A 25706-nucleotide genomic window follows, 5' to 3' on the forward strand; every position below is an offset into this window, starting at 1 on the left:
ACCAATGTTTTTTGCTAACAACAACAATCTTACATCACGAATTAAGTCATACCGGTTTGCAACTATTATTGCCGGTTGCCTGTTGTCGTCTGCAGCAGGTCTGGTGCCTGTTGCCGGTTTGACGACATCTGCGCAGGCAGAGGAAGTGAAAACCTTCACCGATTCCTCACGGCTGGTAACGGTTGGCGGTGCGCTGACTGAAATCGTCTATGCGCTGGGGCTTGAAGACAAGCTCATTGCCCGTGACCGTACCAGCTCTTATCCGGAATCCGTGCAAAAATTGCCTGATATCGGTTATATGCGTCAGCTCTCATCCGAAGGTGTTTTATCGGTTGCGCCGACTGCCATGCTGGTTGTTGAGGGCAGTGGCCCGCAAGAAACGATGGATGTGCTGAAGCGTGCTTCGGTACCGATGATTATCGTACCGGAGGTTTATACCGCGCAGGGCATTCTTGATAAGATTACGGCTGTCGGGCAGGCGCTTGGTGCTCAGGATAAAGCTGCAACGCTGGCCGCGAAAGTCAGTGCTGATTTGAAATCCGTTGAAGCTGCCACAGCTGGTATCACCCAGAAAAAACGTGTCTTGTTTATTCTGTCCCGTCAGGGCGGAAGACTTCTGGCATCAGGCCAGAACACTGCCGCTGACAGCATGATCAAAATGGCCGGTGGCGTGAATGCGATTGATGCATTTCAGGGCTATAAACAGTTGACCGATGAGGCGCTGGATCAGGCAGCCCCTGATCTGATCCTGATGATGAATACCGGCGCAGACAAGGCAACTGAAGATCATTCAGAGCTTCTCAGCAATCCGGCTCTTGCCGCCACTCCGGCAGGGCAAAATAAAGCAATCGTGACAATGGACGGGCTTTATCTTCTGGGATTTGGTCCCCGCGCAGCGGAAGCGGCACGCGATCTTTCTCAGAGCCTTTATTCCAAGGCTGTTCAATAATTCTATTGTGCCTGATCTGATAAATCACCGGAATGCGCTTCCGGTGATTTATTATGAAATCTTATGATTGCCGGAGCCGCATCGCCTTACAGATGCGCTTATGCAAGGCTGAAACAGAAAGCCAAAGCTTTGACTGATACTGTTGGCGATATGCCTGTCTCCCACTTTGCCAGACGCAATGCCGTTGCGGTGAGTGCAGATAAACTGGAGCCGGTTCAGAATAAGAGCGGTTCTGCGGCATTGCAGGGTGACCGCTCTAAACAAGCGCGCCTGCTGATTGCGCTGCTGGCCGTGTTGCTGGTTGTTGTTGCGCTCTTCAGTCTCACAGCCGGTGCATCGCAGGCATCAAGCTGGGCGGTGCTGAAGTCGCTGTTCGCTTCACAAGTTGATCCTAATGATGTCGCCGCGCGACGGGATCATATTATCATTATGGATATCCGTCTGCCGCGGATTGTTCTGGGCATCCTGATCGGCGCCTCTCTGGCAGTTTCCGGTGCTGTGATGCAAGGCTTGTTTCGCAATCCTCTGGCCGATCCGGGACTTGTCGGTGTTTCTTCCGGTGCGAGTCTCGGCGCGATCACAGTTATCGTGCTGGGCGGAACTTTTCTGGCACCGGTCATGAGTTTTCTCGGGCTTTACACATTGCCGCTCGCTGCGTTTTTCGGTGGCCTTGCCACAACGCTGATCCTGTATCGCGTTGCAACCCGCAGAGGACGGACGTCCATTGCCACAATGCTGCTTGCCGGTATTGCGCTTGGTGCTATGTCCGGTGCTTTCAGCGGCGTATTGGTCTATATTGCGGATGACCGGCAGCTTCGGGATCTGACTTTCTGGGGTATGGGTTCTCTGGCGGGCGCCACATGGGTAAAAATTCTGACCGCAGGTCCGATCATCGCGCTCACACTGATTGCTGCACCATTTCTCGCGCGCGGACTGAATGCGCTGGCGCTGGGAGAGGCGACAGCCAATCATCTGGGATTACCTATTCAGAAGATTAAAAACACGGCCATTGTGCTTGTAGCAGCCGCCACCGGTGCTTCTGTTGCGGTAAGCGGCGGCATCGGCTTTGTTGGTATCGTAGTGCCGCATTTGCTGCGTCTTTCCATCGGCCCTGATCATCGTTATCTGCTGCCGGCTTCGGCACTGCTCGGAGCGAGTATGCTGCTGCTGGCTGATGCGGTGAGCCGGACTATTGTTGCCCCTGCGGAAATCCCGATCGGCATTGTCACCGCATTTGTCGGTGCGCCGTTCTTCCTGTGGATTTTGCTGCGCCGCCGCGGCTTGCTGGACCTGTAATTATGATTGAAACCAAAGATCTGGCCGTTCAGCTTAGCGGCAAAACTATTCTTAAGAATGTCAATATCCGTGCCAGGTCAGGCGAGGTGACAGCCATTGTCGGCCCCAATGGCTCCGGCAAAACAACGCTGATCCGCGCATTGTCAGGTGACCTGCCTTATACCGGCAAAGCCATACTCGATGGGGCGCTGTTTGAAAGCTATAAGCCGTGGCAAATGGCCGAACGTCGCGCAGTGCTGCCTCAGACGAGCGCTCTGTCGTTTCCATTTACAGTACGTGAAATCGTCAATCTCGGGCTTACCGGCGGGCGTTCCGGACTAACCGCTTCACAAGAGGCGTATTTGCCGGATCAGGCACTGGAGCTTGTTGATCTGAGCGGTTTTGGCGGGCGTTATTATCAGGAGCTGTCCGGCGGCGAGCAGCAACGGGCGCAATTGGCTCGCGTGCTTTGTCAGGTGTGGAAGCCTGTGCTTGATGATCAACCGCGTTTTCTGCTGCTGGATGAGCCGGTATCCAGTCTGGATATTCGCCATCAGATACTGGTTATGGATATTGCGAAAAATTTCGCGGCCAAGGGCGGCGGTGTGGTCACAATTCTGCATGATCTCAATCTCACAGCATTATATGCGGATCATGTTGTTATGGTGCATGATGGCGGTATTGATGCCACTGGATCTGTGGCAGACACTTTGACCAATGAGCGTCTGCTGCGTGTTTATGAATGTCCGTTACAGGTTGGAGTTGCGCCACCTGCAGGACAACCGTTCATTCTGCCGCATTCTGTATTTTAATCACGATACATAATCGGATTGAAAAGACTGACTAATATAACAAACCCCTGAAACAAATTGTTTCAGGGCTTTGTTTTTCTTATCAAAATCGCTTAATGGGCAGCCGCAACAGCGCGGGGCTGCAGCTCATCAATGCCAAGCAGCATGCGTACATTTGGACGCGCATCAATCAGATCCTGAATGCTGTATTTTCCAAGGACAGCAAAGAAGGCATTGAGCGCTTCACGCAAAGCAGAATTGAGGGCGCAGCTGTCGATCAGCGGGCACTCGCTGTCACTGTCGAAGCACTCTGCCATCGCAAAATTATCTTCAGTGACGCGAACCACATCAAACAAAGAGATTTCAGCGGCAGGGCGGGCGAGCTTTACACCGCCGTTACGTCCGCGCACTGTCGTAACAATATTATTTTCAACAAGCGGCTGCAAAATCTTGAACAAAAACAGTTCAGAGACCGTATAGGCTCTTGCGATCTCAGCAATACGGCTGAGGTTGCCTTCGTTTGCTGCACAATACATCAGCATCCGAATAGCATAATTGGTCTGTCTGGTAAGACGCATTTCAGGTCCTTTCCCGCAACGCTATTCTGCGCTGCTAAAAACATGAGCGCAGTTTAGAACTATTCTGAATAAATATGAAGTCCTGTTATGAAATTAAAGTCGCTAAAATTAATCATATTTTAGCGAACATGCACAGCTTTAGTTTTGCCGGAAATGCAAATTGATGTTCAGGCGCAAAAGTGCCTCAATACACTCTATGGCAGGGCTTCGATTTTGATGTATTTTTCAAAACAAATCAGTGACTTACTGGCAGACATCAACCCATTGCGCATTTGTCAGCTCGGCCAGCCGATGAGGATTTATCCGAACTGCGCTATTCACAGCACCGGCAGCAGGAAGCACCTCTTCAAAGGCTTTGAGTGAAATATCGCAGTAGATTTTCAGATTTTCTGCCACGCCGAACGGGCAAACGCCACCCACGGGATGGCCGGTTGCTTCCAGCACAGAATCAAAGTCCAGCATGCGTGGCTTATTCTGGAACTGATCCTTGAATTTGCGGTTGTCGAGCCGCGCATCGCCGCGTGCAACAAGCAGGATCACATCTTCACCGAGCTTGAGTGAAAGCGTTTTGGCAATCTGCGCCGGTTCAACATTATGGGCAGCTGCAGCTTCAGCAACAGTAGCTGTGCTGGCTTCTAGCTCTATCACCCGTACATCCGGTGCTTTTTCGGCAAAAAATGCTTTAACTGATTCAAGGCTCATGGGATTTTCCGTATTGTCCGCTCAGAAGAGGCGTTTTCTCTGAAATAAAGGGCGTGTCACTGTGTCTATCTTGCATGATGGGACAGAACGGCCTGCACTCTCAACAATTATTTGCAAACAAGCACAATAATTTAAGTCGTGGTGATTGACGAAACGGCAAGAGTGAATGTATGTAGCCTTCATTCGCCATCAAAGCGCGTTTCAGGCTGATTTGCCTGAGGAGGGGTGGCCGAGTGGTTTAAGGCACCGGTCTTGAAAACCGGCGTGCGGGAGACCGTACCGTGGGTTCGAATCCCACCCCCTCCGCCATTTTCCTATATCTTTTGCGGAAATATTGATTGTTTCAGGTAGCTCTGAAGAATTTTCCGAAATTACCTTTAATCTGAAGTCGTTTGCTCTGCCGCAAAGGCGATCTTTATGTCCTGTCTCTGAAGATAATCCAGCATGGCATATAGCATGATGAGAATGCCGGATAATTCCAGTGTTTCCTCAAGCGTCGAAACAATAAGGTAGGATAGATTGAAAAAGGTTTCGTCTGCCAGAAAGGCGCCTATAATCTCGAAGCCCAGCGCTCCTGTCACAAAAACAGCGCCGGCAATGAAGAAGAGCACTGCTGTGCGCCGTGGCAAAGAGAACAACCACCGGACGTAAATTAGTCCGATGATGCTCACGACAATGATAGCCGGTATAATCCACGAAAAGAAAACATGGCTGGTGCCGGGGATCAAATACCCTTCAAAGCCCGTTCGCCACAGACCGTGCATTTCGGTTGCTTCATCAAGTGACATATAAAGAAATATCGCTGACAAGCCCCACCATGCGATTGAAGGTAATGATCTTATTTGCTGGACGCGTGCTGCAACCATTAAAGTACAGGCTGTCGCAAATAATTGCAGTACCGAGTACCAGGTCGGAGCATTCATCTCACGACTTAGGTCGAACAAATGGCCGAAACGATTGACCGGATCCGTCATGAACCCGCAAGACTTGGTGTACCAGCAAGCCATAACCACAGAATGCATGAACACAAGAAAGGCGATTGTTCCTGCCAGACACAACGCTATAAAACGTGGCCGAATACTTAAATTTACATATGCCTGCCCTGACTTCATTAATCCGTCCCCCAAGCAATATTTCGATTTAAAACCTATTCAAACACTGATGCCTCATAATGGTAGTAATGACAGTTAGCGTCATTCATCTTATTAAAAAGTACAATTCCCAGAGGAATTGTTATTTTTAGACTTAATATATTATACAGGAAATATTGCTGATTGGTATGCAGTGTTTTTGTTGCAAATTTTATTCAGACTACCTTTTGTATATGTGAAATTACTAATGAAATAATTTGCGAAACAGCCGGACTTTAGCACTGAAAACACAGCAACAATGATTTTAATGAATTGATTTTTATAGAGTTTATATATTTGCAAATATGAGTGTTTTCCGGTTTAAGCCGATACATTCTCTGTTAATCAGGCTTTGCAGAAACAAGCCGGAATAAATTCATCCCTGAGCCGTTATCCCTTCAGGAAACAAATGAGAGCTCAGGTCTATGGCAGAACAGACAATCAGTAACATCACAAAAATTTCGCCGGTAAAAACACAGCATAGCCTCACAAAAGCTGACACCTCAGCTGCGGCAATGCCGGTAGCGCAAGTCAAACAGATTATCGCAGCGCTGATCCTCAGTTTTTCTGCTGTGCTGATCTTTCTTGCGATCGACGGGCTAACCATGCCAATGCGGCTGTCTATTGCGGTCTTTGTGACTACACTTGTGTGTTGGGTCATCCTCGACTTGCCGGAAACGCCGGTAGCACTCAGTGGTGCCATTGCTCTTGCAGTGAGCGGTACAGTCAGCAATGAGGCCGTCTACGCAGCTTTGGGCAAAGACATTATCTGGCTTATGCTGGCAGCTTTTATTCTGGCTGCGGTGTTGCAGGCATCCGGCCTGATTGAAAAATTGCTGATGCGCAATCTGGCAAAACTACGTTCAGTTTCAGCGCTGTTTTATCTGCTCACACTGGTTATCTTCGCGACTGCTTTTATTATTCCGTCCACGTCTGCGCGTGCTGCAATTCTGTTGCCGGTCTATGCGGCGCTGGCCGCTGCCGGTGGCAATGCCGTACTGAACCGCGCATTGGCATTGCTGTTTCCTACAATCATTCTGCTGTCTGCCGGCGCCTCGCTCACAGGGGCAGGTGCACATCTGGTTGCAGCCGATTTTATTGCCCGTACAGGCGGTCGCGAACTGGATTTCCTCAGCTGGATTGCTTTTGCCGCACCGTTTTCTCTGCTTATCAGCCTGATTGCATGCGAGCTCATTCTGCGTCTGTTTTTAACAGCACAACAGCGCAAAGAAGCACTGCCATTAATGGCTGACAATTATGAAAATTCCCGTCTGAACCGGGAGCAGAAAATTCTGTTGCTGATTACCGGAGCAACAGTGCTGTTGTTTGCCACCACATCTCTGCATGGCATTGATATGCCGTTGATTGCTCTCATTGCCGCTTTGCTTGTTACATCTGAGAAACTGTCACCAGTACCATTCAAGAAAGCGCTGAAACTGGTGGAGTGGAATCTTTTGCTGTTTTTGGCCGGTACTCTGGTCATAGGCGAAGCTTTGCTAAGCACAGGAACAGCGGAATATATGGCGCAGCGTATTCTCAGCGCTTTTGGCACCGGACTTGCAGGATATCCGGCTCTAATCGTCGGCTTTGCGGCTGTGGTGGCGACTTTTTCTCATATCATCATAAATTCACGCACTGCACGCGCCACGGTGCTAATCCCCGCACTCGCACTGCCGCTGGCAGGGCTTGGTATCGGCGCAACACCGCTTATTCTGGTTGTCGTCCTGGCAAGTGGTTTTTGTCAGACACTGCGGGTTTCCGCCAAACCTGTCACGCTGTTCGGGACGGCGGAACCGCAACCCTTCAGTCAGAAAGATCTGCTAAAGCTCGCAATATGGCTGATAGTACCCTTTATCTCGCTTCTGATGATATTCGCTCTGGTTATCTGGCCATTGCAGGGACTAAAGTTTTAAATAATTCATAGAGTTACAAAGCCCCTGCTGATGCGGGGGCTTTTTTTATGTTTTTTGAAAATAAATAAAATAATGCGGAATAAACCTCTCAGCGCCGCGTTCTTCCATTGCAATTCAATTGTCATAATTTGCAAAGGAAACTGTCACAATGTCTATCACTGTTCTGGTTGCCCCATCAGGCTTTAAAGAAAGCCTGTCCGCGGATGAAGCTGCAGATGCGATTGAAAAAGGCATTCGACGGGCTGTGCCGGATGCGCATATTATTAAAGCGCCGATGGCAGACGGCGGCGAAGGTTTTACCAAAGCGCTGATCAATGCCACGCAAGGCACTCTGCACGAAATTATAGTGACCGGCCCTGTAGGGCAACCGGTTAAGGCACATTTTGGTTTTCTGGGTACGCGCGGCGTTACAGGCCACATGCAGCGCACAGCAGTGCTGGAAATGGCCTCTGCCGCAGGCCTGAGCCTTGTACCGCGTGATCGACGCAACCCGTGCCTGACCACCAGCTATGGTGTGGGAGAACTGGTGAAAGCCGCTCTTGATGCCGGTGCTGAGCGCATTTTGTTAGGCTGCGGCGACAGCGGCATTAATGACGGCGGTGCGGGCATGGCGCAGGCGCTCGGCGTGAAATTGCTGGATAGTGCAGGGCGCGAGCTTGGTCATGGTGGAGCGGCGCTTGGAAAGCTTGCTGCCATTGATGTCAGCACGCGTGATCCGCGTCTTGAAACCGTACAGATCGATGCGGCTGTGAACTGGCATAATATGCTGCTGGGCGAGCGCGGTGTGGCGCGTGTGTTCGGCCCGCAAAAAGGCGCTACGCCGGAGCAGGTGGAGGTTCTGGCCGAAGCGATGGAGAATTATGCGCAAAAAATCAGCGTCGCAAACAATATTGATGTCGGTACAGCGCAAGGGGCAGGTGCATCCGGCGGGTTGGGGGCGGCAGTGCTTGGTCTTTTATGCGGTAAGCTGCATCCGCGTTATGAAATCGTGATGCAATATCTCGACCTCGACCGCTATCTGGCCGATGCTGATCTGGTGATTACCGCTGAAGGCAGCCTCGACGGGCAGACCCCGTTTGGCAAGGTTCCGGCAGAAGTCGCGCTACGTGCCAAAAAACGTGGTACGCCGGTGATCGCATTGGCAGGCACCATCGGCAAAGGTGTGCGCCTCAATCTTGACCACGGGATTGATGCATTTGCCTCTATTTTGAGCCGCCCGTGCTCATTGGAGGATGCGATTGATGCTGCACCTAAACTACTGGCACATGCCTCGGAAGATGCAGTGCGCATGGTGATGATTGGTATGCTGATGAACCATCGTATGGCCGCGTGAACAAAACAAGCGCCTTAATTATAAGCCCTGCAATATGCATTGCAGGGCTTAATTTTTTATCAGCTCGCGCACAGAGCCTGCGCATTGATAAGCCCCCAGCCAAACACAGGATCATGCCCCGGTTTACCGAGGTCTTTGGCTTTCCCTGCCAGTTCTTCGGCAATCTGCTGGTTGTCGAGATCGGGTTTTTCAGCTTTCAGCCGTGCAGCGGCGGCGGTAACAAAGGGAGCGGCAAATGAGGTTCCGGTCTTTTGCCGTGCGCCGGAAACAGAAGCCGCAGTCCACACGCCAACACCGGGTGCTGCCAGATCAATATGCGCACCGCGAACTGCGCGCCGGTATGGTTTGCCATCGCGATCAACAGCAGTTACAGCAATCACATTCGCATAGGCCGCCGGATAAACGGGCTTGGCGTGCGGGCCTTCATTGCCAGCCGCGGCAACCAAGATGATTTTGCGCTGGGCTGCGGCCTCAATTGCTTTTTCAAGCAGCTGATTATGCGGCCCCGAAAGGCTCATATTAATCAGCGGAACCTGTTTTTCCGCCAACAGATCAACAGCACGGATCAGATCAAAGGTCGTTGCACGGTTACTATCGCCTTTGGCGCCGTGAAATGCATCAACCGCAATCAGCTCGGCCTGTGGCAACAGACCGGGTGCGCGGCCGGTTTCACTGCCGACCAGAAGAGCGGCAACCGCCGTGCCATGCTGCGTGCCTGATTGCGGCAGCTCGGCATCGCTGAGACGGATAATTTCTATGCGTGCCTGTTTGAGGGATTCATGATCCGGATTAATCGCAGTATCAATCAGCCCGATTTTGGGAAGAGCGGTGCAGAGTGCAGCGCCTGCTTCAGGCTGCTTCCAGCCAATCAGATGACGCATTAAAGTGCAGTCTGTGCCATTGCATGCTGCGGCATCCGGCTGTGACTCAGATTGCGGATCTGCCTGTTCAGGGCGGTAATAATGGTTGAAATCAACCATCGCTTCCGGTGCCAGCTCGCTCACCTGTTGCCGTGCTGTATTCAGCGTCATGCGCGGCGGTATTTGCAGGCGAATAAGCTGTGTACCGGTAAGACGCATTTCTGACTTATCCTCAACGGAGAAGCCGCGTTCCTGTAGCTTTGTGATGTGATCATCGCTTAAACCCAGAGCAATCAGTCTGCGAGCTTCATAAACAGGGGCGGCGGCCTGCTGGCGTTTGGCGGTAGGGCGCGCCTGAGGTGCACGCACACTCCGGCGATTATCCAGATAATCCATCAGATTTTGCGGGCCGCGCAAGCGTTTGCCGCCGTCACTGCCTGACCGGCCGCTGCGGGCGCCGCCATCGTTACCATCATCGCCGTCGTCACCACCGTCATCATCATCTGCGTGAACAGCACTGACAAAGGTCAGTTCCGGTGAAAGGACAGGAGCGGCGACTGCACCAACAATAAATGCGAGGCTGGCAGACCGGAGAAGCCTGCGCATATGCCGAAGAAGATAATTCAACATGATAGATTCCACTTTTCTGTTGATGGGCGCTATCGTTACGTTGCCCAAACGCAGAACGTATGGCTCGGTGCTTTATTCGATTTCCCGGACAGATTCCTCTTATGATAGATGACGGACTTAGTTTTTCACAACGTTTGATCGGTTTTTTACCAAATTTACGCCGTTTTGCGATTGCGCTTTGCCGCTCGCGTGAAGTGGCGGATGATCTGGTGCAGGCCGCATGTGAAAAAGCGCTGGCCGCTGAAGACAGTTTTCAGCCTGGAACCCGCTTTGATGCATGTATGTTCCGCATTCTGCGCAATATCTGGATTGATACATTACGCAGGCAAAAAACAGCCGGTATCAGCGATGATATTGCCGATCATGAAGATATTGGCACACCATCCGGTGAGGACGCGGTTATTGCCCGCATGACACTTCAAAATGTGTCACAAGCGATCAATCAACTGCCCGATGAGCAGCGCGAGGTGCTGCTTCTGGTTTGCGTGGAAGAGCTCTCCTATAAGGAGGCAGCCGGGCTTCTGGAAATACCGATCGGCACTGTGATGAGCAGGCTTGCACGGGCACGGAAAAATCTTGCTGAACGGACGGGAATAGACAAGGATCCCATGCGTTTATCCCCTGTGAAAGGCGGTAATCAATGACACAATCCCAACCGCATAACAGTTTCAGTGATGAAGAGCTGATGGCTTTTGCCGATGGCGAGCTGGATGAGGCAACAACCGCCCGCATTGAGGCGGCAATGGAGCATGATGATGCGCTGATAACGCGCGTTGCCCTGTTTATGGAAACACGCGCGACGGCACAGGAAGCTTTGCGCCCGATGCTGGATGAGCCGGTGCCGGATGCCTTGCTGGCAGCAGTGCAGGGCATGGTTACCAGACATGAGCAGGCTAAACAGCAAAGCGCTACCGCAGAGCCATTTGTGGTGCAGGTTACACAAGACGAAGCCGAGATTATTCCTTTTCGCGCAAAGCCGCGTAAACCGCTTTTTGCAGCCAACTGGTCTGTGGCAGCCGCAGCGGCACTACTGGCAGCGGTTACCGGTCTCAGCGGGTATTTTATCGGACAGAGCGGCGTGCAGGCACCACAAACAGGCGGGACAGAACTGGCAGCACTCACAGCACCGGCAGTTCAGGCGCAGTTGCAAAACACAGCCTCCGGCCAAACAGTCACGCTGGCAGAGCAAAATGCGACAATGCAAATTACCGCCAGTTTTCGCGACGGGCAAAATCATCTGTGTCGTGAGTTTCGCCTGAGCGGAGAAAAGCAGTCCGGCTACGTGGCGGTTTCCTGCTACGAGCAGGAGGCATGGCAGTTGCGCTTTGCTCTGGCCTCACAGCAGGACACGCAGAGCTATATCCCTGCCTCCGCACAGGAAACGGTGGATGTGTATCTGAGCTCCATCAATGCCGGTGCGCCGCTGTCAGATGAAGAGGAAAAAGCAGCTCTGAAACAGTAAAGGTGAACCGGCAGGTACATCACAGGAATGTCTTATTGTACGGGCATCGTTGGGACGTTGATTGAAGACTTTTCAAATATGTCAGGAAAAAACAATGCGATATTCGGCACAGATTGTAACGGCGGCATTAGCGTCAACACTGCTGGTGGCACCGGCATCTGCCAAAAATGCGGTGATGGTGCCGCTGCCCGATAAACGGATTGCGGTGATTTCAGAGGGTGATCTGGAATCCGCATCCATCGGCAGTTACACGGTTGCGCTTTATAAGGATGACGGACTGATTGATTATCTCGGCGGCGGAATATTTGCGCGCGACGGCTCTGTTTTTGATGACAGCGGCAAACCGCGTGTCAGTTTTGCAGATATAACCGGTGACGGTAATGCTGAGATGATTATCTCCAAGCTTACCGCCGGTTCCGGCAATTATCTCGATGTTGATGTGCTGAAACTCAGCGATGCAACGGTTGAACGCGTACTGAATTTTGCGAGCGACACTAAAAAAGACCTGCTGATTGAAGCCAAGCGCGCCTATAGCCAGCAAGATCAGAGTCTGAAAAAGCCTTAATTTTCTATGGTGATTATGCAGGAAGGCTCAGTGCCTCTGCCATATAGTTTACAAGGGCATGCACATTGGGTGCCTGTGCTTTGGTTGAGGGAAAAACGGCATAAATAACCGGCTCAATGAGCCGGAATGCCGGAAGCAATGGTATCAGTCGTCCGGCAGCGATATCCTTGCTGACAATCCAATGCGGCAATTGCGCAATTCCCAACCCTCTTGTTGCTGCAATGCGCAATGTCTCATGGCTGTCTGTTATCAAGCGCGGCGTGTGCCTGATACGGTGCACACGGCCGCGCTCGTCACGGAAAGACCACTCATATCTGGGTTGAGTAGTGCTGACCGCACGTTCGATCTTCGGAAAACCGAAGGTGAGGGATGGAAAACCGGCAAGATCTTTCAGTTCAATAGGGGCAGAAACCTCTTTGAACAGCGCTGCATTGGCGACAAGACATTGAGGATTTGAACCCAACGGGCGGATGACGAGGGCACTATCCTCATGAAGCCCTTTATCTTCACGAATAACAAGATCATATCCTTCGCCGATAATATCCACGTGCCGGTTCATGCATTTCAGATGCACATCGACCTTGGGAAACTGCTCCAGAAATCCTGCAATCAAATCGCTGATTTTATAATTGAGCGGGCCTACGGGGCACACAACGCGGATCGTCCCGCTTGGCTCTTTGTAGTTGCGGTCGACGATGCGCTGGGCGGCTTCAACACTGTCGAGTACGACCAGACATTGCCGGTAATATTCCGAGCCAATCTCAGTGAGTGCAAAGCGGCGGCTTGTTCTGTAGATGAGCGTCGCCTGCAAAAACTCCTCTAAATTGGTGACGTGCCGGCTCAGGGTGGATTTTTGCACGCCCGTTATCCGTGCCGCAGCAGCATAGCCGCCGTGCGATACCACTTGGACAAAATAGAACAGATCGTTCAGGTTCTGCATCGTTGCAAATATAGAATGCTGCGTTTCAGTATTCAAATCTTTTCTAATAAAGTCGCGGATGCTAATATTTCAGTCCGTTGTTCTTATTTCATAAAACAACGATTGATGTTTTTCGTCTCGCATATTTCATTATCATCCTATCTGCTTGAAATTAAAACAGAATAGCGTTCCGGTCATGGCTTTGAAAAAGCAGTGGCTCGTAACGGTATGGAACTATTTCCCTGTGTTCGAGGAGACTATGCAATGACAAGCGAACCCATTCGTGATCCAGTAAAAGACCGGCTACTCAGCCCGAAAAACTCAGCCTTCGTCATCATCGACTATCAACCTGTGCAGGTGAACTCGATCGCCTCAATGGACAGGCAATTGCTCATTAATAACATTGTCGGCGCCTCCAGAGCTGCCCGCGTTTATGATTTGCCGATTATTCACTCGACCGTGAATGTAAAAACCGGCCTCAATAAACCGCCAATTCCGCAAGTCCGCAAAGCACTTGAAGGCATTCCGACATTTGACCGCACCACCATCAATTCATGGGAAGATGTCGAGTTTCGCAAGGCGGTTGAGCAGGCAGGACGTAAGAAGCTGATTATGACAGCGCTCTGGACAGAGGCCTGCCTGACATTTCCTGCAATCGATGCTCTGGCCGAAGGTTATGAGGTCTATGTTGTTGCTGATGCTGTCGGTGGTACTTCGGTGGAAGCGCATCAGGCTGCTTTACGGCGCATTGAGCAAGCGGGCGGCAAGATGATCAGTGTGGTTCAGCTGTTTTGTGAATTGCAGCGCGACTGGCAGCGCAAGGAAACCGTTCCGCAATTCATGGATCTGTTCATCCAGACTGGCGGCACAGCCGGTATCCAGTTCTCCTACGACAAGGCCGAATGACCTCTGTACTCAATCCGGCTTGTTCGCAAGCCGGATTGAGTACAAGCGGGTTCCAAATGAGAGGAGCATGTTATGAGCGATCTCTTCGTTGTCGTCAGTCTTCGCGCCAAAACAGGCAAAGAGGGAATATTGCGGCGCGACCTCAAGGTCATTGTTGACCAGTCCCGCAAAGAAGAGGGTAATATCAGTTACGACCTTTTCATTGACCGGGATGATCCGGAACGGTTTGTTTTCATTGAGCACTGGGCATCACAGGAACATCAGCACAAACATCATAATGAAGGTCCGCATATACAGTTTTTCCATGAAAACGGAGCGAACAATGTCGAGAGCACAGAGTTTGCTTATTTTCTGGATCGTCTGGAATAACTTCGCACGGCTTTCACAAAACCACGTCCCGCAAAGCAATAAAAAACCCTGCCGCAAGGCAGGGTTTTCATAATTTCAATCAGCTGCTGATTACTGCGTAATTTCGAATTTCACATTCACATTCACGTTGTAGCTGTTTTCACCGGCAGAAACCGGCACTGAATCACCGGCGGCCTCTGCAGACATTGCCACCATTTTGGTGCGAGCCATAGCAATCGGACGCGGGCTGTTTGAATATTCGCTGATTTCAAGCACACGGCCAAGTTTGGCACCTGCGGTTTCAGTCAGGACTTTTGCCTTTTCCAAGGCATTTTCCATAGCTTTTTTGCGGGCATCGGTCAGCTGTTTTGACGGATCATCATTGATGAAACGCAGGCCACCACTCTGATTGACCCCGAGATCAATGGATTTATCAAGCAGATCACCGACCTTATTCAGATCACGCACGCGCACAGTCAGGCCGTTGGTGACACTGTAACCGATGATTTTCGGAGCTTTCAGACCGTTTTTATCGGACGGGTAGGTGTAAGTCGGCTGAATATTGACACCGGAAGTCTGCAAGTCGCGGTCTTCAATACCGGCTTCCTTCATTGCAGCAAGCACCTGCGTCATCGCCTTGTTGTTATCTGTCATTGCTTCACGGGCGGTTTTAGCTTCGCGCAACACGGTCAGATCAAGAATTGCCATGTCAGGTGCGGCTTGTACTTCGCCTTCACCGGTGACCATAATAAAAGCCTGCTGTTTTTCGGACACATTTTTCTCCTGTGCAAAGGCCGGCTGCGAAAGCGCACTGGCAAAAGAAACTGCAATAAATGCAGAAGCGAAAAGGGCGGCTGTTTTACGATTGATCATGGTATCTCCTGATAATGAAATCGGTTTAACTGCTTTATTTCAATGGATTGCGGATGTTTTACGGCTAAAAACAGGCAATCCGGTTATTGTTTTACGACAGGTATAAATTCCTTGCAGAGCGGCAGCAGGTAATGCTCCGTTAGTGGTGCAAGGGGTAGTTCCGTTTTCTGCAACGGATCAATCCAGATGATTTCCTCTATCTCAGCCGCTTTGGCGACCGGCTGTGATAAAGAAATATGAAATACCTCTGCCTCCACGACAAAACCCGGCTCGTTGGCAGCAGGGGCTGAAAAGGCACCCAGATAACGCGCCTGATCTTGCGCCACATTAAGTCCCAGCTCTTCTTTAAGTTCCCGCTGCAATGCCGCAACCGGTGTTTCGCCCGTTTCGATCTTACCGCCAGCCTGCATAAAGGCTGAAGTTCCGGCCTTACGTACCAATAAAATCCGGTTGTCAGGTCCGGTTAATATGGCGGCGGCAATGCGGATACGGTTTGACGAAGAGGTTTGAGCATTAAGAGACATGAAACTGAAATTCCTGAGGGAGGCCGGAATAATGCAGACGATAAGAAACAGACAATGTCCTTATAGTCGGCCGGATATGAAGCGAAGATGAATAATTTTCTGCACTATAGCCTGATTTGAGCAAAAATCTTCGTATTACAGGCAACAAAATCGTGCTTACCGCATTATTCAGTCAAACATCGCTGCCATTAAGCTTTTCAGTAGAATGTGTTTTTTCATTTGATGCCGCGCAAAAGCTTGACGGAAAATAAATTCTATTTTTAAGTAAAATTAGGAATTTATTTTTGCATATTAAACGCCAGCATGCGGAAATATATCTGTGCTGCACTGACTGACCATGACATCTTAATGGCAACACGGACTGCAAATTCAAACAGTACCGGTAGAGCAGTGAGGGCGTAGGCCTGAGCCGCTCTCAACATTATAATGCGGCCTTCATTTATAAGGTTCAGTTTAAAAGGACGGGTAATATGAGCTGGTTAAAATCTATTGTTGCAGTTGGTGTGTTGCAGTCAGCCGTGCTGACTTCCGGAGTTATGACCAGCCAGTCTTTTGCAGACGAAGCGCTGGATCGCATTAAAGCGGAAGGCGTGCTGAAAATCGGCACAGAGGGCACATATGCGCCTTTTACCTATCATGACAAGGACGGCAAACTGGTTGGTTTCGATGTGGAAATCGGCCAGGAAATTGCCAAGCGTCTTGGCGTGGAAGCCAAATTTCTCGAAGGAAAATGGGATGGCCTGATCGCAGGTCTGGATGCGAACCGTTATGATGCAGTTATCAATCAGGTTGGCATCACACCGGAACGCCAGAAGAAATACAACTTCTCTGAGCCATATATTGCTTCTAAAGCGGTACTGATTGTCAAAACCGGCAATACAGACATCAAAAAGTTTGAAGACCTGAAAGGCCGCAAAGCGGCTCAGTCCCTGAGCAGTAACTATGGTAAAATCGCCCGTGAATACGGTGCGGAAATTGTTGCCAATGATGGTTTTGATCAGTCCGTACAGCTGGTGCTGAGCGGCCGTGCAGAAGCAACGGTTAATGCAAGCCTGTCCTTCCTCGACTTTAAGAAGCAAAAGCCTGATGTGCCGCTGGAAGTTGCCGCAGAGCTTGAAAATGCAGATCGTTCCGGCGTTTTGCTGCGCAAGGGTGAAGAAGATCTTCTGGCTGAAGTGAACAAAGCACTTGAGCAGATTAAAACTGACGGCACCTACGCAAAAATTTCCGAAAAATATTTCGGTGCAGACGTCTCCAAATAAATACATCCTCCCGAGTTAAAGAAAACCGGCGACCCTCATCGCCGGTTTTTCTTGGCTAAACGGGGAGGCTGGCAGATAGCGCATATCTGCGAATAAGTATTTTCTTTCACCGGCGTATTTTCTTGCCCGTTAAAATAGGTCACGCTGCTGTGAGGGATTGTTTCATTGCATTGGCTCACTCAGCTGATTCCGGTTGTGCGGGCTATTCTAAAGCGTGCTGCATTTAATCGTACCCACTGCGATCGCTCTGGATTCTTTAGTTTGTCGCATTGTCGTAGCTGTCAGATGAGTTCATTTGCCTGCGAAATGCTCTTGCGGGGACACATATATGTCTGACGTTTTATCACTGATGCTCGAATCTCTGGGGCCGTTGTTATGGGCCGCATTGATTTTTACAATACCGTTGACATTGCTGTCTTTTCTCTTCGGCACCACACTCGGGCTGTTTGTTGCTCTGGCAAGACTGTTTGCACCACGCCCGATAGCCGTTGTTGTTAATTTCTATGTCTGGCTCATCCGCGGCACGCCGCTGCTGGTTCAGCTTTTCCTTATCTTTTACGGCTTGCCGAGCCTTGGCGTTACGCTTGATGCATTTCCGGCAGCATTGATCGGTTTCACTTTAAGCATCGGCGCCTATTCGTCAGAAATTTTTCGCGGGGTTATTGTTGCTGTACCGAAAGGACAGTGGGAGGCCGCTTATGCAACGGGCATGACATGGGGGCAGGCGATGCGTCGCACAATCCTGCCGCAAGCTGCACCCAATGCCGTGCCGCCTTTGTCCAACAGTTTTATCTCTCTGGTAAAAGACACATCTCTGGCCGCAGCCATTACAGTGCCTGAAATGTTTCAGGTCGCGCAGCGCATTGTTGCTGTCACCTATGAGCCTCTGATCCTTTACGTGGAAGCGGCACTTCTTTATCTGGCGCTGAGTTCTGTGCTGTCCTACCTGCAAACCCGTCTGGAAACACGGCTGAAACGCTATGGCGGCTTTCTGGAGATACGTTCATGATGATTGAACTGAATAATATCGTTAAAAAATTCGGCGACCATACTGTTCTCGATGATATTTCACTCTCAATTGCTGAGGGGAGCGTTACCGCTTTTATCGGGCCGTCAGGTGCAGGTAAAAGCACGCTGTTGCGCTGCCTGAACTTGCTTGAAGTTCCGACTTCGGGGCGTATTAATATCGCGGGCGACAGTTTAAGTTTTGAACCTGACCGCAAAATCACGCAGAAAGACGTGCATCTGATCCGCCGTCATTCGGGTATGGTATTCCAGAATTTTCAGCTATTCCCTCATCGTACCGTGACAGAGAATATTACTGAAGGGCTGATTACAGTTCAGAAATGGCCAAAAGCGAAAGCACGTGAGCGTGCAATGCAATTGCTTGAAAAAGTAGGGCTTACGCAAAAAGCCGATGCCTGGCCTGCAACGCTTTCCGGTGGTCAGCAACAGCGTGTTGCGATTGCACGCGCATTGGCACCTTCGCCTAAAATTCTGCTCTGTGACGAGCCGACATCCGCACTTGATCCGGAACTGTCCGGCGAGGTGGTGGACGTGCTGGCGCAGCTCGCCAAAGAGGGCACCACAATGATCATGGTGACACATGATCTGCGGCTGGCCTCAAGAATTGCGGAAGACGTGCTGTTTATTGATAATGGTGTGATTGTAGAACGGGGCACCGCACAGGCAATTTTCCGTTCGCCGAAAGAAGAACGAACCCGCCGTTTTGTGAATACGCTGACCCATGAGGGGCAGGGCTTCAGTCAGGGTGCGGGCATATAAATCTGGTTCAATTTATTAAATAACAGCAATAAGATACTGTTTTAAATTGAAAACCTGCAGTCATATGATTGCAGGTTTTTTTAATCTACCTGATCGCTGTCGACTTCATTTTCAGCTTTGGCAAAAACATCAATATCTTCGTTCTTGCCGGATTCAACAGTGAACTCACGCTGATAGAGACGATCTTTGTTCTTTGCCACAGCGATATAATCACCGGCAGCCAGCACCAGAGATGCATAGGCGCTCACGCTTTCATAGACGATATCACCATTGGTATTGACGATATTCCATGATGTATCCGCCAGCGCTTCACCACCAACATCGCGGAGCAGTTTCATCGTAATTTCAGCGCCATTATGCTCAACGGTCGCTTCGGTCAGTTTGCCTGCATTGACCACAATTTCCGCACGGATAACCGCATTGGCATTGCCGTAATTTGAAACCACATGATAAGTGCCGCTGTTGAGGCGGACGATCGTATCCGGCTTGATATTTGGCACGATCAATGAACGCTCACTGCCTTCATCCTCGTTCTCATAGATTGAGAACCGCAGGAACTTGTCAGAAATCTCATGACCATCCGGCAATTTGGCGCTGAGTTTCAGGCCACCCGCATCAAGGATCAGCTTTTCATGGCGGCTGGCATTCCGGATGGTGACACGTTTGGTTGCACCAGCACGTCCGAAACTGACATGAACAAGATAGCTGCCTTCCGGCAGTGAGAAACTAGCCGTGCCACCGGTTGCGGTTGCAATAAGCGGCAATTTATCTTCAGCGTTCGGTTCCGGCGAAAACACACGCCATACCAGCCCTTGGCTCAGCACAGGACTGTCTGCCGTCAGTTGCGCTTCAAGCAGCAGCTCATTCTGGTTAGCCAGAGGGGAGTTCTGGAAACTGCGCGGATCTGCATAGGGCGTTATGCCCGCAGCCGGAGCAGTCGGAGACATGATTGCGCCGGTCGGCGGCGTTGTACTGTCCGGCGTGTTACCTTCGGGTAATGAAATTTTCGGCAATTGCAGCTTGTCAAACTGCGCACCCGGCACCACGCGCATAGAAAAACCATCCTGCGGTGTCGCAAGTTCCTGCGCCAATGCCACATTCGGAGAGCCACCCATCATCAGACCAGCTGAAATCAGAGCAATTACAGACAGGCCGCACTGCTGTTTGACAGGCTGTTTGTGATTGTCTGAATTTTTTCTGATGTGCAGAACGGGGCTGAATTTCATAGGCCGGTACTCATTCGGATTTCAAAGTCTCTGTCGTTAAAGTTTGACCGCACTGTAAAGGCATTTTCAAGGCTATATGAACCAAAATATCATCAGTATATGCTGAACACACATATAACTGCATTATGCCCCTGTCATTACCGGCCGAAAATGACAATATAGACGTCATTAATGACGATGCCCAATCAGATAGCAGGAAATAAAGTGTCAGATATCATTGAATTTTTCAAAACCCGCAGTTCAACGCCGATCATCGGCCTTAATGAACCGGCACCTTCTGAAGATGAGCTGACACAAATTCTCACAATTGCCTCCCGCGTGCCCGATCACGGCAAGCTCAATCCCTGGCGTTTTATCATTTACCGCGGTGATGCCCGTATTCAGATCGGTGAACAACTGGCCGAACGTGCAGCACAGCGCGCCGCAGAGAATAGCGAAGAATTTGGCGAGTCCCATCGCGAAAAAGAGCTGAAACGCTTTTCACGCGCTCCGCTCGTAATCGGTGTTATCTGCAATCCGCGTGATACACACCGGATTCCGGAATGGGAGCAGTTTCTGTCGTCTGGTGCTGCCGCAATGCAGCTTTGCAATGCCGCTAACGCATTGGGCTATGGCAGCAACTGGATTACCAACTGGTATTCAGATGATGAGGAGGGCAAGCGTCTGCTCGGTGTTGCACCTCATGAAAAAGTGGCTGGCTTTGTGCATATTGGCACACCTAAGGCGCAGGTGCCGGATCGTCCGCGACCTGAGCTGCAAGCTATCGTCTCTGAATATCAGGGCGCATATCAGGACTGAATTACGCTGAAAGCCGTGTTCTGTCCCCGAAAAACAAACCAGAGTAATTTTATGTTTTATGAACCGCAAAACGGGCACGGACTGCCGCATAATCCCTTAAAAGCGATTATATCACCACGTCCCGTTGGCTGGATCGGAACACGCTCGAAGGAGGGGGCTTTGAACCTTGCCCCCTATTCGTTTTTCAATATTGTTTGCGATACGCCACCTTTGCTCATGTTCAGCTCTTCCGGCTACAAAGACAGCGTTGCCTTTGTTGAGGAAACACGCGAGTTCACCGCGAATATGGTTGGCGGGCATCTGGCCGAACAGATGAATGCAACCTCGGTCAATGCACCGCGCGGTACGAGCGAGTTTGACTATGCAGGACTGACGCCCGTCTCATGTGAGAAGATCAAGGCGCCCCGTGTGGCTGAGGCCTATGCATCGCTTGAATGTGTTGCGGTAGATATCCGGCAGCTGACAGGACGGGACGGTAAGCCAACGGATAGCTATATGGTGATCGGGGAGGTCGTCGGCGTGCATATTGACGAGTACATTCTTGTAGACGGGCTTATTGATATTACCCGATCCAGACCGGTTTCACGCCTTGGCTATATGGATTTTGCCACGACCGACACTGTCTATGAGTTGTTTCGCCCCAAATGGGGCGAATAATCAGCTTGTATCTGACAAGCAGCAAATGAGCATCACTTATCTAAAACAGGCCAGAGAGTGATACTCACTTACATTGCTCACTTTCCGGCTTTTTTAGCCTTATTCCAGAGCGCTTCCATTTCATCCAGACTGGCTGCATCCAGACTGCTGTTTTCATTGTTCAGCGCATCTTCAATATAATGAAAACGGCGTTTGAATTTGTCGCTGGCAGCACGCAGAGCCATTTCCGGCTCCAGTTGCAGATGGCGTCCCAAATTGACCATTGCAAAAAGCAAGTCGCCATATTCTTCTTCAATATTCGCACGATCTTTATTGATCATAGCTTGGCGCAGTTCCTGCGTTTCTTCCGCAACTTTATCCAGAATTGGCTCAGCTTCCGCCCAGTCAAAGCCAACACGGGCAGCTTTTTGCTGATATTTCAAAGCACTGACAAGCGCCGGCAGATATGTCGGCACATCATCAAGAAAACCGTTTTTTTCTGCATTATCAAGGCCGAGCGCCACGCGGCGGGCACTACGTTCGTCTTTTTCTACCTGCTTGATGCGGTTCCATGCCCCTTTGGCCATACCTGCTGAACGGGCCTCATCATCGCCGAAAACATGGGGGTGACGGCGGATCATTTTAGTCGTGACTGCTTCAACCACGTGACCAAAATTGAACCCGCCTTTTTCTTCGGAAATGCGCGCGTGGAATACAACCTGCAACAAAAGATCACCGAGTTCCTCGCGCAGATCATCCATATCATTGCGCTCGATCGCGTCGATCACCTCATAGGCTTCTTCAAGCGTATAAGGAGCAATTGTGCTGAAATCCTGCTCCACATCCCACGGGCAGCCGGTTTCCGGATTACGCAGTGCCACCATAATATCTAAAAGGGTCTGAATATCGCGGGAAGGCTGCATGATTAGTTCCTGTTTTGAACAGATATCGAAAAATACCGGATTACTCTGTAGAAATTTGAACCTACTGGTGCCATAAAATCACGCATAAGACAAACCGTCTGCGACAAAACAGTGAGATGCTGATGACTATTCTGGTAACCGGCGGTGCCGGCTATATTGGTTCCCATACCTGCGTGCGCCTGCTTGAAACTGGCCATGATGTCGTGGTGGTTGATAATTTTGATAACAGCCATCCGGAAGTTTTTCACCGCATTGAACAAATCACCGGCAGAACACCTAAAAAAGAAACCGGCGATATTCGTGACCGCGAATTTCTACAGAAGGTTATCCAGACCTATCAGTGCGATTCCGTCATTCACTTCGCCGGTTTAAAGGCGGTAGGGGAGTCGACCCAAAAGCCGCTTTATTATTACGATTGCAACATGCTAGGCACTTTACGCCTGCTGCAGGCCATGCGCGCCACCGGTGTGAAGAAACTGGTCTTTTCGTCTTCTGCAACCGTTTATGGTGATCCGCAGCGCCTGCCACTGGATGAAAATCACCCGCTGTCAGCGACCAATCCTTATGGCCGCACCAAGCTGATGATCGAGGAGATGCTGCGCGACCTTTATAACAGTGATCCTGAGTGGAGCATTGCTATTCTGCGCTATTTCAACCCTGTCGGTGCCCATGAAAGCGGGTTGATCGGTGAGGATCCGAAAGGGATTCCAAACAATCTGATGCCGATTATTGCGCAGGTTGCCACCGGCCGCCGTGAAAAGCTGAGCATCTGGGGCAATGACTATCCGACACCGGACGGCACCGGCGTTCGCGACTATATTCATGTGACGGATCTGGCCGAAGGCCACCTGAAAGCGCTTGCAAAGCTTGATGAGCCTAAATGCATGGCCATTAATCTCGGTACCGGCGAGGGCTACAGCGTTCTTGATGTGATCAAAGCATTCGAACACGTTTCCAACCAGCAAATCCGTTATGAAATTGCACCACGCCGCCCGGGTGATGTTGCATCCTGCTATGCTGATCCTGCCCATGCGAAAGAAATGCTGGACTGGACTGCCAAGAAAACACTGCGGGAAATGTGCGCTGATATGTGGAACTGGCAGTCAAAAAATCCGGACGGATATGCCGCCTAAAACAATGCAAAAGAAAACCTGCACCGGTTTTCACGCATAAGTAAAACAAAGAGATAGGGCGGCGTTTCTGATTTAAATTATGGAACGCGCTCTAAACAGAAATACGGCTGAGCTATGCGATTTCTTCCGGATAAATTCATATCTACCCTCATTCTGGCAATTCTGGTTGCTTCGGTGTTGCCGGTACAGGGTGCCGCTGCTTATTGGTTCGGGTTAGCAACAAAAATTGCAATCGGCCTGCTGTTTTTTCTGCATGGCGCCAGATTATCTCAGCAAGCCGTCGTGCAGGGAATTGTGCATTGGCGTTTGCATTTAGTTGTTCTGGCAATGACTTTTGCGGTGTTCCCATTGGTTGGACTGACGCTGGGCTGGACACTTCCGGGGTTTAAAGACTCGGCATTCTACGCCGGCATTCTGTTTCTCTGCGTTTTGCCATCCACTGTGCAGTCGTCAATTGCTTTCACATCCATTGCCAAAGGCAATGTTCCTGCAGCAATTGTGTCGGCCTCTGCTTCCAACATTCTCGGCATGTTTTTAACGCCGCTTCTGGTTGGCCTGCTGTTTACAACACAAGGCGATGCGGCCGTTTCTCTGGATGCATTGCAGTCTATCCTGCTGCAGCTGCTGCTGCCATTCGTGATGGGGCAGATTTTGCAACCGTGGATCGGTAGTTTCATCCGCCGCCACAACAAAGCGCTTGGGTTCGTTGATCGCGGATCTATTGTCATGGTGGTTTATCTTGCGTTTAGCGAGGCAATGGTGCAGGGGCTGTGGGGACAGGTTTCCGGCCATGATCTCTCGGTTATGATTGCCGTCAATGTGGGGCTGCTGGCCTTTATTCTTTGGTTCACATGGTTTACCGCCAAAATGCTGGGCTTCTCACGGGCAGATCAGATCACAATTATTTTCTGCGGATCAAAGAAGAGCCTTGCAAGCGGCGCACCAATGGCCAGTGTGATTTTTCCCGCAGCTATGGTTGGCGGCATTGTATTGCCTTTGATGATTTTTCACCAGATTCAGCTGATGGCATGCGCTGTTCTTGCAAGACGGTTTGCAGCGCAAGCCGCAGCGCTTGAAACGGAAAAAACAGAGCAGGGGCTTTAGAACCGTGAAGAGAAGAGGGTGCCGCCCTATTCTCTTTAGCCCCGCCTGTTCTCTTTAATATTGATAAATTCGCTAATTTGCTCCAAATGATCAGGTCTACGACCGATCTGCGGTTCAGCGCATTCAAGATACAGAAAGTTTTTTAGTTATGTCTGCAACTCCGATGTTTGATGAAGATGCGCTGGAACAGGCTTATAATGAAGCGCTGAGACTGGAGAAATCCGGTGATTTTGACGGTGCAGCCAAAGCCTATCAAAAGGCGCTGGAGATTGATCCTGACGATCACGGCGGTGCAGCTGTGAGACTGGCAAGCATGGGACGCGGAGCCGTGCCGGTAAAAGCACCTGATGCCTATGTTGCAACCTTGTTTGATCAGCATGCGGAGATGTTTGACACAATTCTCGTTGATCAGCTGGGCTATGATGTGCCGTTGCAACTGGCCGATCAGCTCGATGATCTCGATCCTGATGCGCATTATGCGCGTATGCTGGATTTGGGCTGCGGCACAGGCCTTGGCGCTGATGCGCTGTTCGAAATGACCGAGCATCGTACCGGTGTCGACATTGCGGAAAACATGATCGCCATTGCCGATGAGAAAGGTGATTATAACGTGCTTTATGTCGGTGAAGTCGTGAACTTCCTCGACAAAACCGATGCTCCGGCATGGGATATTATTATTGCTACAGACGTGTTGCCATATATGGGCGATCTGGAGCCGTTTTTCTCGAAAATACCGATGAACCTCAACCGGAACGGCATTTTCGCTTTTTCCAGTGAAACACTGGCCGACAAAGATTTTTCTGACCGTGATTACACAGTCGGACCGCATCAGCGCTTTGCACATAAGCAGGATTACGTTGAAAAGCTTTTGCTGAGCCACGGCATTAAAATGCTGCGCATAACAGACATCACAGTGCGTAGCGAGCAAGGCAAGCCAGTTGCTGGTCATTTGTATATCGCACGTAAGGTTTAACACCCGTCGATAATCAGTGCTCATAACAATGCAGAGCGGCAAATCAGGCATTGCCGTTTTGTAATCCACATCGATTAGTTCCATAATCTATCTTATGTGATTTGATTT

General features: G+C 50.4%; 27 protein-coding genes and 1 tRNA gene. 19 read left to right on the plus strand and 9 right to left on the minus strand.

The window, feature by feature from the left end; translation table 11 throughout:
- Positions 1–4 precede the first annotated feature (4 nt).
- The 3 genes from P8H26_RS15030 (at position 5) to P8H26_RS15040 (ending at position 3036) form a co-directional block, all read left to right on the plus strand.
- A complete protein-coding gene (locus P8H26_RS15030; RefSeq protein ID WP_374708310.1) occupies positions 5–949 on the plus strand; it encodes a hemin ABC transporter substrate-binding protein in 945 nt (314 codons plus the stop codon).
- 129 nt (positions 950–1078) lie between these two features.
- Positions 1079–2245 carry an iron ABC transporter permease gene (locus P8H26_RS15035; protein ID WP_289633982.1) on the plus strand — a complete coding sequence of 389 codons (1167 nt, stop codon included), beginning with the start codon at positions 1079–1081 and terminating at the stop codon, positions 2243–2245.
- A gap of 2 nt (positions 2246–2247) precedes the next feature.
- The gene (locus P8H26_RS15040; RefSeq protein WP_289633983.1) at positions 2248–3036 is read left to right on the plus strand and encodes a heme ABC transporter ATP-binding protein; all 789 of its coding nucleotides are present in this window, start codon (positions 2248–2250) and stop codon (positions 3034–3036) included.
- A 92-nt stretch (positions 3037–3128) separates the two neighbouring features.
- Here the strand turns inward: P8H26_RS15040 and rirA are convergent, their stop codons facing one another.
- Positions 3129–3593: an iron-responsive transcriptional regulator RirA gene (rirA, locus tag P8H26_RS15045; protein ID WP_289633984.1), complete on the minus strand. Its 465-nt coding sequence runs from the start codon at positions 3591–3593 to the stop codon at positions 3129–3131.
- Between the two features lie 243 nt (positions 3594–3836).
- Positions 3837–4295, minus strand: a complete 459-nt coding sequence (locus P8H26_RS15050) for a YbaK/EbsC family protein (protein ID WP_289633985.1) — start codon at positions 4293–4295, stop codon at positions 3837–3839.
- Positions 4296–4514: 219 nt separating this feature from the next.
- Between P8H26_RS15050 and P8H26_RS15055 the strand changes: the two genes are divergently transcribed.
- Positions 4515–4604, plus strand: a tRNA-Ser gene (locus P8H26_RS15055).
- Positions 4605–4672: 68 nt separating this feature from the next.
- On the opposite strand, the gene P8H26_RS15060 is transcribed toward P8H26_RS15055, so the two are convergent.
- A complete protein-coding gene (locus P8H26_RS15060; RefSeq protein ID WP_289633986.1) occupies positions 4673–5269 on the minus strand; it encodes a hypothetical protein in 597 nt (198 codons plus the stop codon).
- Between the two features lie 581 nt (positions 5270–5850).
- Between P8H26_RS15060 and P8H26_RS15065 the strand changes: the two genes are divergently transcribed.
- Both P8H26_RS15065 and P8H26_RS15070 read left to right on the plus strand, forming a co-directional pair.
- Positions 5851–7338, plus strand: a complete 1488-nt coding sequence (locus P8H26_RS15065; RefSeq protein ID WP_289633987.1) for an SLC13 family permease — start codon at positions 5851–5853, stop codon at positions 7336–7338.
- Positions 7339–7486: 148 nt separating this feature from the next.
- On the plus strand, positions 7487–8671 hold the full coding sequence (locus P8H26_RS15070; RefSeq protein ID WP_289633988.1) for a glycerate kinase: 1185 nt from the start codon (positions 7487–7489) through the stop codon (positions 8669–8671).
- Positions 8672–8730: 59 nt separating this feature from the next.
- On the opposite strand, the gene P8H26_RS15075 is transcribed toward P8H26_RS15070, so the two are convergent.
- Positions 8731–10161: a S8 family serine peptidase gene (locus P8H26_RS15075; RefSeq protein ID WP_289633989.1), complete on the minus strand. Its 1431-nt coding sequence runs from the start codon at positions 10159–10161 to the stop codon at positions 8731–8733.
- A 101-nt stretch (positions 10162–10262) separates the two neighbouring features.
- Between P8H26_RS15075 and P8H26_RS15080 the strand changes: the two genes are divergently transcribed.
- From P8H26_RS15080 to P8H26_RS15090, 3 genes are all read left to right on the plus strand, one after another.
- A complete protein-coding gene (locus tag P8H26_RS15080; RefSeq protein WP_289633990.1) occupies positions 10263–10805 on the plus strand; it encodes an RNA polymerase sigma factor in 543 nt (180 codons plus the stop codon).
- Positions 10802–11623, plus strand: coding sequence for an anti-sigma factor (locus tag P8H26_RS15085; protein ID WP_289633991.1), 822 nt, complete (start codon positions 10802–10804; stop codon positions 11621–11623). The genes P8H26_RS15080 and P8H26_RS15085 overlap by 4 nt, the downstream gene beginning before the upstream one ends.
- A gap of 94 nt (positions 11624–11717) precedes the next feature.
- Positions 11718–12188 carry a PliI family lysozyme inhibitor of I-type lysozyme gene (locus P8H26_RS15090; protein WP_289633992.1) on the plus strand — a complete coding sequence of 157 codons (471 nt, stop codon included), beginning with the start codon at positions 11718–11720 and terminating at the stop codon, positions 12186–12188.
- Positions 12189–12201: 13 nt separating this feature from the next.
- Here P8H26_RS15090 and P8H26_RS15095 read toward each other — a convergent pair whose 3' ends face one another.
- Positions 12202–13164 carry a LysR substrate-binding domain-containing protein gene (locus P8H26_RS15095; RefSeq protein WP_289633994.1) on the minus strand — a complete coding sequence of 321 codons (963 nt, stop codon included), beginning with the start codon at positions 13162–13164 and terminating at the stop codon, positions 12202–12204.
- A gap of 207 nt (positions 13165–13371) precedes the next feature.
- Between P8H26_RS15095 and P8H26_RS15100 the strand changes: the two genes are divergently transcribed.
- Positions 13372–14013 carry a hydrolase gene (locus tag P8H26_RS15100; RefSeq protein ID WP_289633995.1) on the plus strand — a complete coding sequence of 214 codons (642 nt, stop codon included), beginning with the start codon at positions 13372–13374 and terminating at the stop codon, positions 14011–14013.
- 72 nt (positions 14014–14085) lie between these two features.
- The gene (locus P8H26_RS15105; protein WP_289633996.1) at positions 14086–14382 is read left to right on the plus strand and encodes a putative quinol monooxygenase; all 297 of its coding nucleotides are present in this window, start codon (positions 14086–14088) and stop codon (positions 14380–14382) included.
- A gap of 90 nt (positions 14383–14472) precedes the next feature.
- Here P8H26_RS15105 and P8H26_RS15110 read toward each other — a convergent pair whose 3' ends face one another.
- Both P8H26_RS15110 and P8H26_RS15115 read right to left on the minus strand, forming a co-directional pair.
- On the minus strand, positions 14473–15231 hold the full coding sequence (locus P8H26_RS15110) for an SIMPL domain-containing protein (RefSeq protein WP_374708311.1): 759 nt from the start codon (positions 15229–15231) through the stop codon (positions 14473–14475).
- An 86-nt stretch (positions 15232–15317) separates the two neighbouring features.
- Complete coding sequence (locus tag P8H26_RS15115) at positions 15318–15758, minus strand: NUDIX domain-containing protein (protein ID WP_289633998.1); 441 nt, start codon at positions 15756–15758, stop codon at positions 15318–15320.
- Between the two features lie 470 nt (positions 15759–16228).
- On the opposite strand from P8H26_RS15115, the gene P8H26_RS15120 reads away from it, so the two are divergent.
- The 3 genes from P8H26_RS15120 to P8H26_RS15130 all read left to right on the plus strand — a co-directional run bounded on the left by P8H26_RS15120 (position 16229) and on the right by P8H26_RS15130 (position 18805).
- Positions 16229–17020 (plus strand): amino acid ABC transporter substrate-binding protein, encoded by a 792-nt coding sequence (locus P8H26_RS15120; RefSeq protein ID WP_289634000.1) that lies wholly within the window; start codon positions 16229–16231, stop codon positions 17018–17020.
- 328 nt (positions 17021–17348) lie between these two features.
- Positions 17349–18029 (plus strand): amino acid ABC transporter permease, encoded by a 681-nt coding sequence (locus P8H26_RS15125; protein WP_289634001.1) that lies wholly within the window; start codon positions 17349–17351, stop codon positions 18027–18029.
- The gene (locus P8H26_RS15130) at positions 18029–18805 is read left to right on the plus strand and encodes an amino acid ABC transporter ATP-binding protein (RefSeq protein WP_289634009.1); all 777 of its coding nucleotides are present in this window, start codon (positions 18029–18031) and stop codon (positions 18803–18805) included. Before P8H26_RS15125 ends, P8H26_RS15130 begins: the two co-directional genes overlap by 1 nt.
- A gap of 80 nt (positions 18806–18885) precedes the next feature.
- On the opposite strand, the gene P8H26_RS15135 is transcribed toward P8H26_RS15130, so the two are convergent.
- Positions 18886–19923: a hypothetical protein gene (locus tag P8H26_RS15135; protein WP_289634002.1), complete on the minus strand. Its 1038-nt coding sequence runs from the start codon at positions 19921–19923 to the stop codon at positions 18886–18888.
- 312 nt (positions 19924–20235) lie between these two features.
- On the opposite strand from P8H26_RS15135, the gene P8H26_RS15140 reads away from it, so the two are divergent.
- Together P8H26_RS15140 and P8H26_RS15145 are read left to right on the plus strand one after the other, a co-directional pair.
- The gene (locus P8H26_RS15140; protein WP_289634003.1) at positions 20236–20829 is read left to right on the plus strand and encodes a nitroreductase; all 594 of its coding nucleotides are present in this window, start codon (positions 20236–20238) and stop codon (positions 20827–20829) included.
- Between the two features lie 51 nt (positions 20830–20880).
- Positions 20881–21486: a flavin reductase family protein gene (locus P8H26_RS15145; RefSeq protein WP_289634004.1), complete on the plus strand. Its 606-nt coding sequence runs from the start codon at positions 20881–20883 to the stop codon at positions 21484–21486.
- Between the two features lie 77 nt (positions 21487–21563).
- Here the strand turns inward: P8H26_RS15145 and mazG are convergent, their stop codons facing one another.
- Complete coding sequence (mazG, locus tag P8H26_RS15150; RefSeq protein ID WP_289634005.1) at positions 21564–22388, minus strand: nucleoside triphosphate pyrophosphohydrolase; 825 nt, start codon at positions 22386–22388, stop codon at positions 21564–21566.
- A 122-nt stretch (positions 22389–22510) separates the two neighbouring features.
- On the opposite strand from mazG, the gene galE reads away from it, so the two are divergent.
- The 3 genes from galE (at position 22511) to P8H26_RS15165 (ending at position 25598) form a co-directional block, all read left to right on the plus strand.
- Positions 22511–23521, plus strand: coding sequence for a UDP-glucose 4-epimerase GalE (gene galE / locus P8H26_RS15155; RefSeq protein WP_289634006.1), 1011 nt, complete (start codon positions 22511–22513; stop codon positions 23519–23521).
- Positions 23522–23635: 114 nt separating this feature from the next.
- Entirely contained in the window at positions 23636–24625 is a 990-nt protein-coding gene (locus tag P8H26_RS15160) for a bile acid:sodium symporter family protein (RefSeq protein WP_289634007.1), read from the plus strand.
- Positions 24626–24773: 148 nt separating this feature from the next.
- Positions 24774–25598: a methyltransferase gene (locus tag P8H26_RS15165; RefSeq protein ID WP_289634008.1), complete on the plus strand. Its 825-nt coding sequence runs from the start codon at positions 24774–24776 to the stop codon at positions 25596–25598.
- Positions 25599–25706 lie beyond the last annotated feature (108 nt).

The organism is Pseudochrobactrum sp. sp1633 (assembly GCF_030376605.1).
GTDB lineage: Bacteria > Pseudomonadota > Alphaproteobacteria > Rhizobiales > Rhizobiaceae > Pseudochrobactrum.

Excerpts from the sequence above, each read along its gene's own strand:
- P8H26_RS15075 (WP_289633989.1), bottom strand. The coding sequence starts at position 10,161 with ATGTTGAATTATCTTCTTCGGCATATGCGCAGGCTTCTCCGGTCTGCC.
- P8H26_RS15165 (WP_289634008.1), top strand. The coding sequence starts at position 24,774 with ATGTCTGCAACTCCGATGTTTGATGAAGATGCGCTGGAACAGGCTTAT.
- rirA (WP_289633984.1), bottom strand. The coding sequence starts at position 3,593 with ATGCGTCTTACCAGACAGACCAATTATGCTATTCGGATGCTGATGTAT.
- P8H26_RS15130 (WP_289634009.1), top strand. The coding sequence starts at position 18,029 with ATGATTGAACTGAATAATATCGTTAAAAAATTCGGCGACCATACTGTT.
- P8H26_RS15120 (WP_289634000.1), top strand. The coding sequence starts at position 16,229 with ATGAGCTGGTTAAAATCTATTGTTGCAGTTGGTGTGTTGCAGTCAGCC.
- P8H26_RS15060 (WP_289633986.1), bottom strand. The coding sequence starts at position 5,269 with ATGACGGATCCGGTCAATCGTTTCGGCCATTTGTTCGACCTAAGTCGT.
- P8H26_RS15070 (WP_289633988.1), top strand. The coding sequence starts at position 7,487 with ATGTCTATCACTGTTCTGGTTGCCCCATCAGGCTTTAAAGAAAGCCTG.
- P8H26_RS15030 (WP_374708310.1), top strand. The coding sequence starts at position 5 with ATGTTTTTTGCTAACAACAACAATCTTACATCACGAATTAAGTCATAC.
- P8H26_RS15100 (WP_289633995.1), top strand. The coding sequence starts at position 13,372 with ATGACAAGCGAACCCATTCGTGATCCAGTAAAAGACCGGCTACTCAGC.
- mazG (WP_289634005.1), bottom strand. The coding sequence starts at position 22,388 with ATGCAGCCTTCCCGCGATATTCAGACCCTTTTAGATATTATGGTGGCA.
- P8H26_RS15065 (WP_289633987.1), top strand. The coding sequence starts at position 5,851 with ATGGCAGAACAGACAATCAGTAACATCACAAAAATTTCGCCGGTAAAA.
- P8H26_RS15090 (WP_289633992.1), top strand. The coding sequence starts at position 11,718 with ATGCGATATTCGGCACAGATTGTAACGGCGGCATTAGCGTCAACACTG.
- P8H26_RS15135 (WP_289634002.1), bottom strand. The coding sequence starts at position 19,923 with ATGATGGGTGGCTCTCCGAATGTGGCATTGGCGCAGGAACTTGCGACA.
- P8H26_RS15080 (WP_289633990.1), top strand. The coding sequence starts at position 10,263 with ATGATAGATGACGGACTTAGTTTTTCACAACGTTTGATCGGTTTTTTA.
- P8H26_RS15125 (WP_289634001.1), top strand. The coding sequence starts at position 17,349 with ATGTCTGACGTTTTATCACTGATGCTCGAATCTCTGGGGCCGTTGTTA.
- P8H26_RS15040 (WP_289633983.1), top strand. The coding sequence starts at position 2,248 with ATGATTGAAACCAAAGATCTGGCCGTTCAGCTTAGCGGCAAAACTATT.
- P8H26_RS15085 (WP_289633991.1), top strand. The coding sequence starts at position 10,802 with ATGACACAATCCCAACCGCATAACAGTTTCAGTGATGAAGAGCTGATG.
- P8H26_RS15145 (WP_289634004.1), top strand. The coding sequence starts at position 20,881 with ATGTTTTATGAACCGCAAAACGGGCACGGACTGCCGCATAATCCCTTA.
- P8H26_RS15160 (WP_289634007.1), top strand. The coding sequence starts at position 23,636 with ATGCGATTTCTTCCGGATAAATTCATATCTACCCTCATTCTGGCAATT.
- P8H26_RS15105 (WP_289633996.1), top strand. The coding sequence starts at position 14,086 with ATGAGCGATCTCTTCGTTGTCGTCAGTCTTCGCGCCAAAACAGGCAAA.
- P8H26_RS15115 (WP_289633998.1), bottom strand. The coding sequence starts at position 15,758 with ATGTCTCTTAATGCTCAAACCTCTTCGTCAAACCGTATCCGCATTGCC.
- P8H26_RS15050 (WP_289633985.1), bottom strand. The coding sequence starts at position 4,295 with ATGAGCCTTGAATCAGTTAAAGCATTTTTTGCCGAAAAAGCACCGGAT.
- galE (WP_289634006.1), top strand. The coding sequence starts at position 22,511 with ATGACTATTCTGGTAACCGGCGGTGCCGGCTATATTGGTTCCCATACC.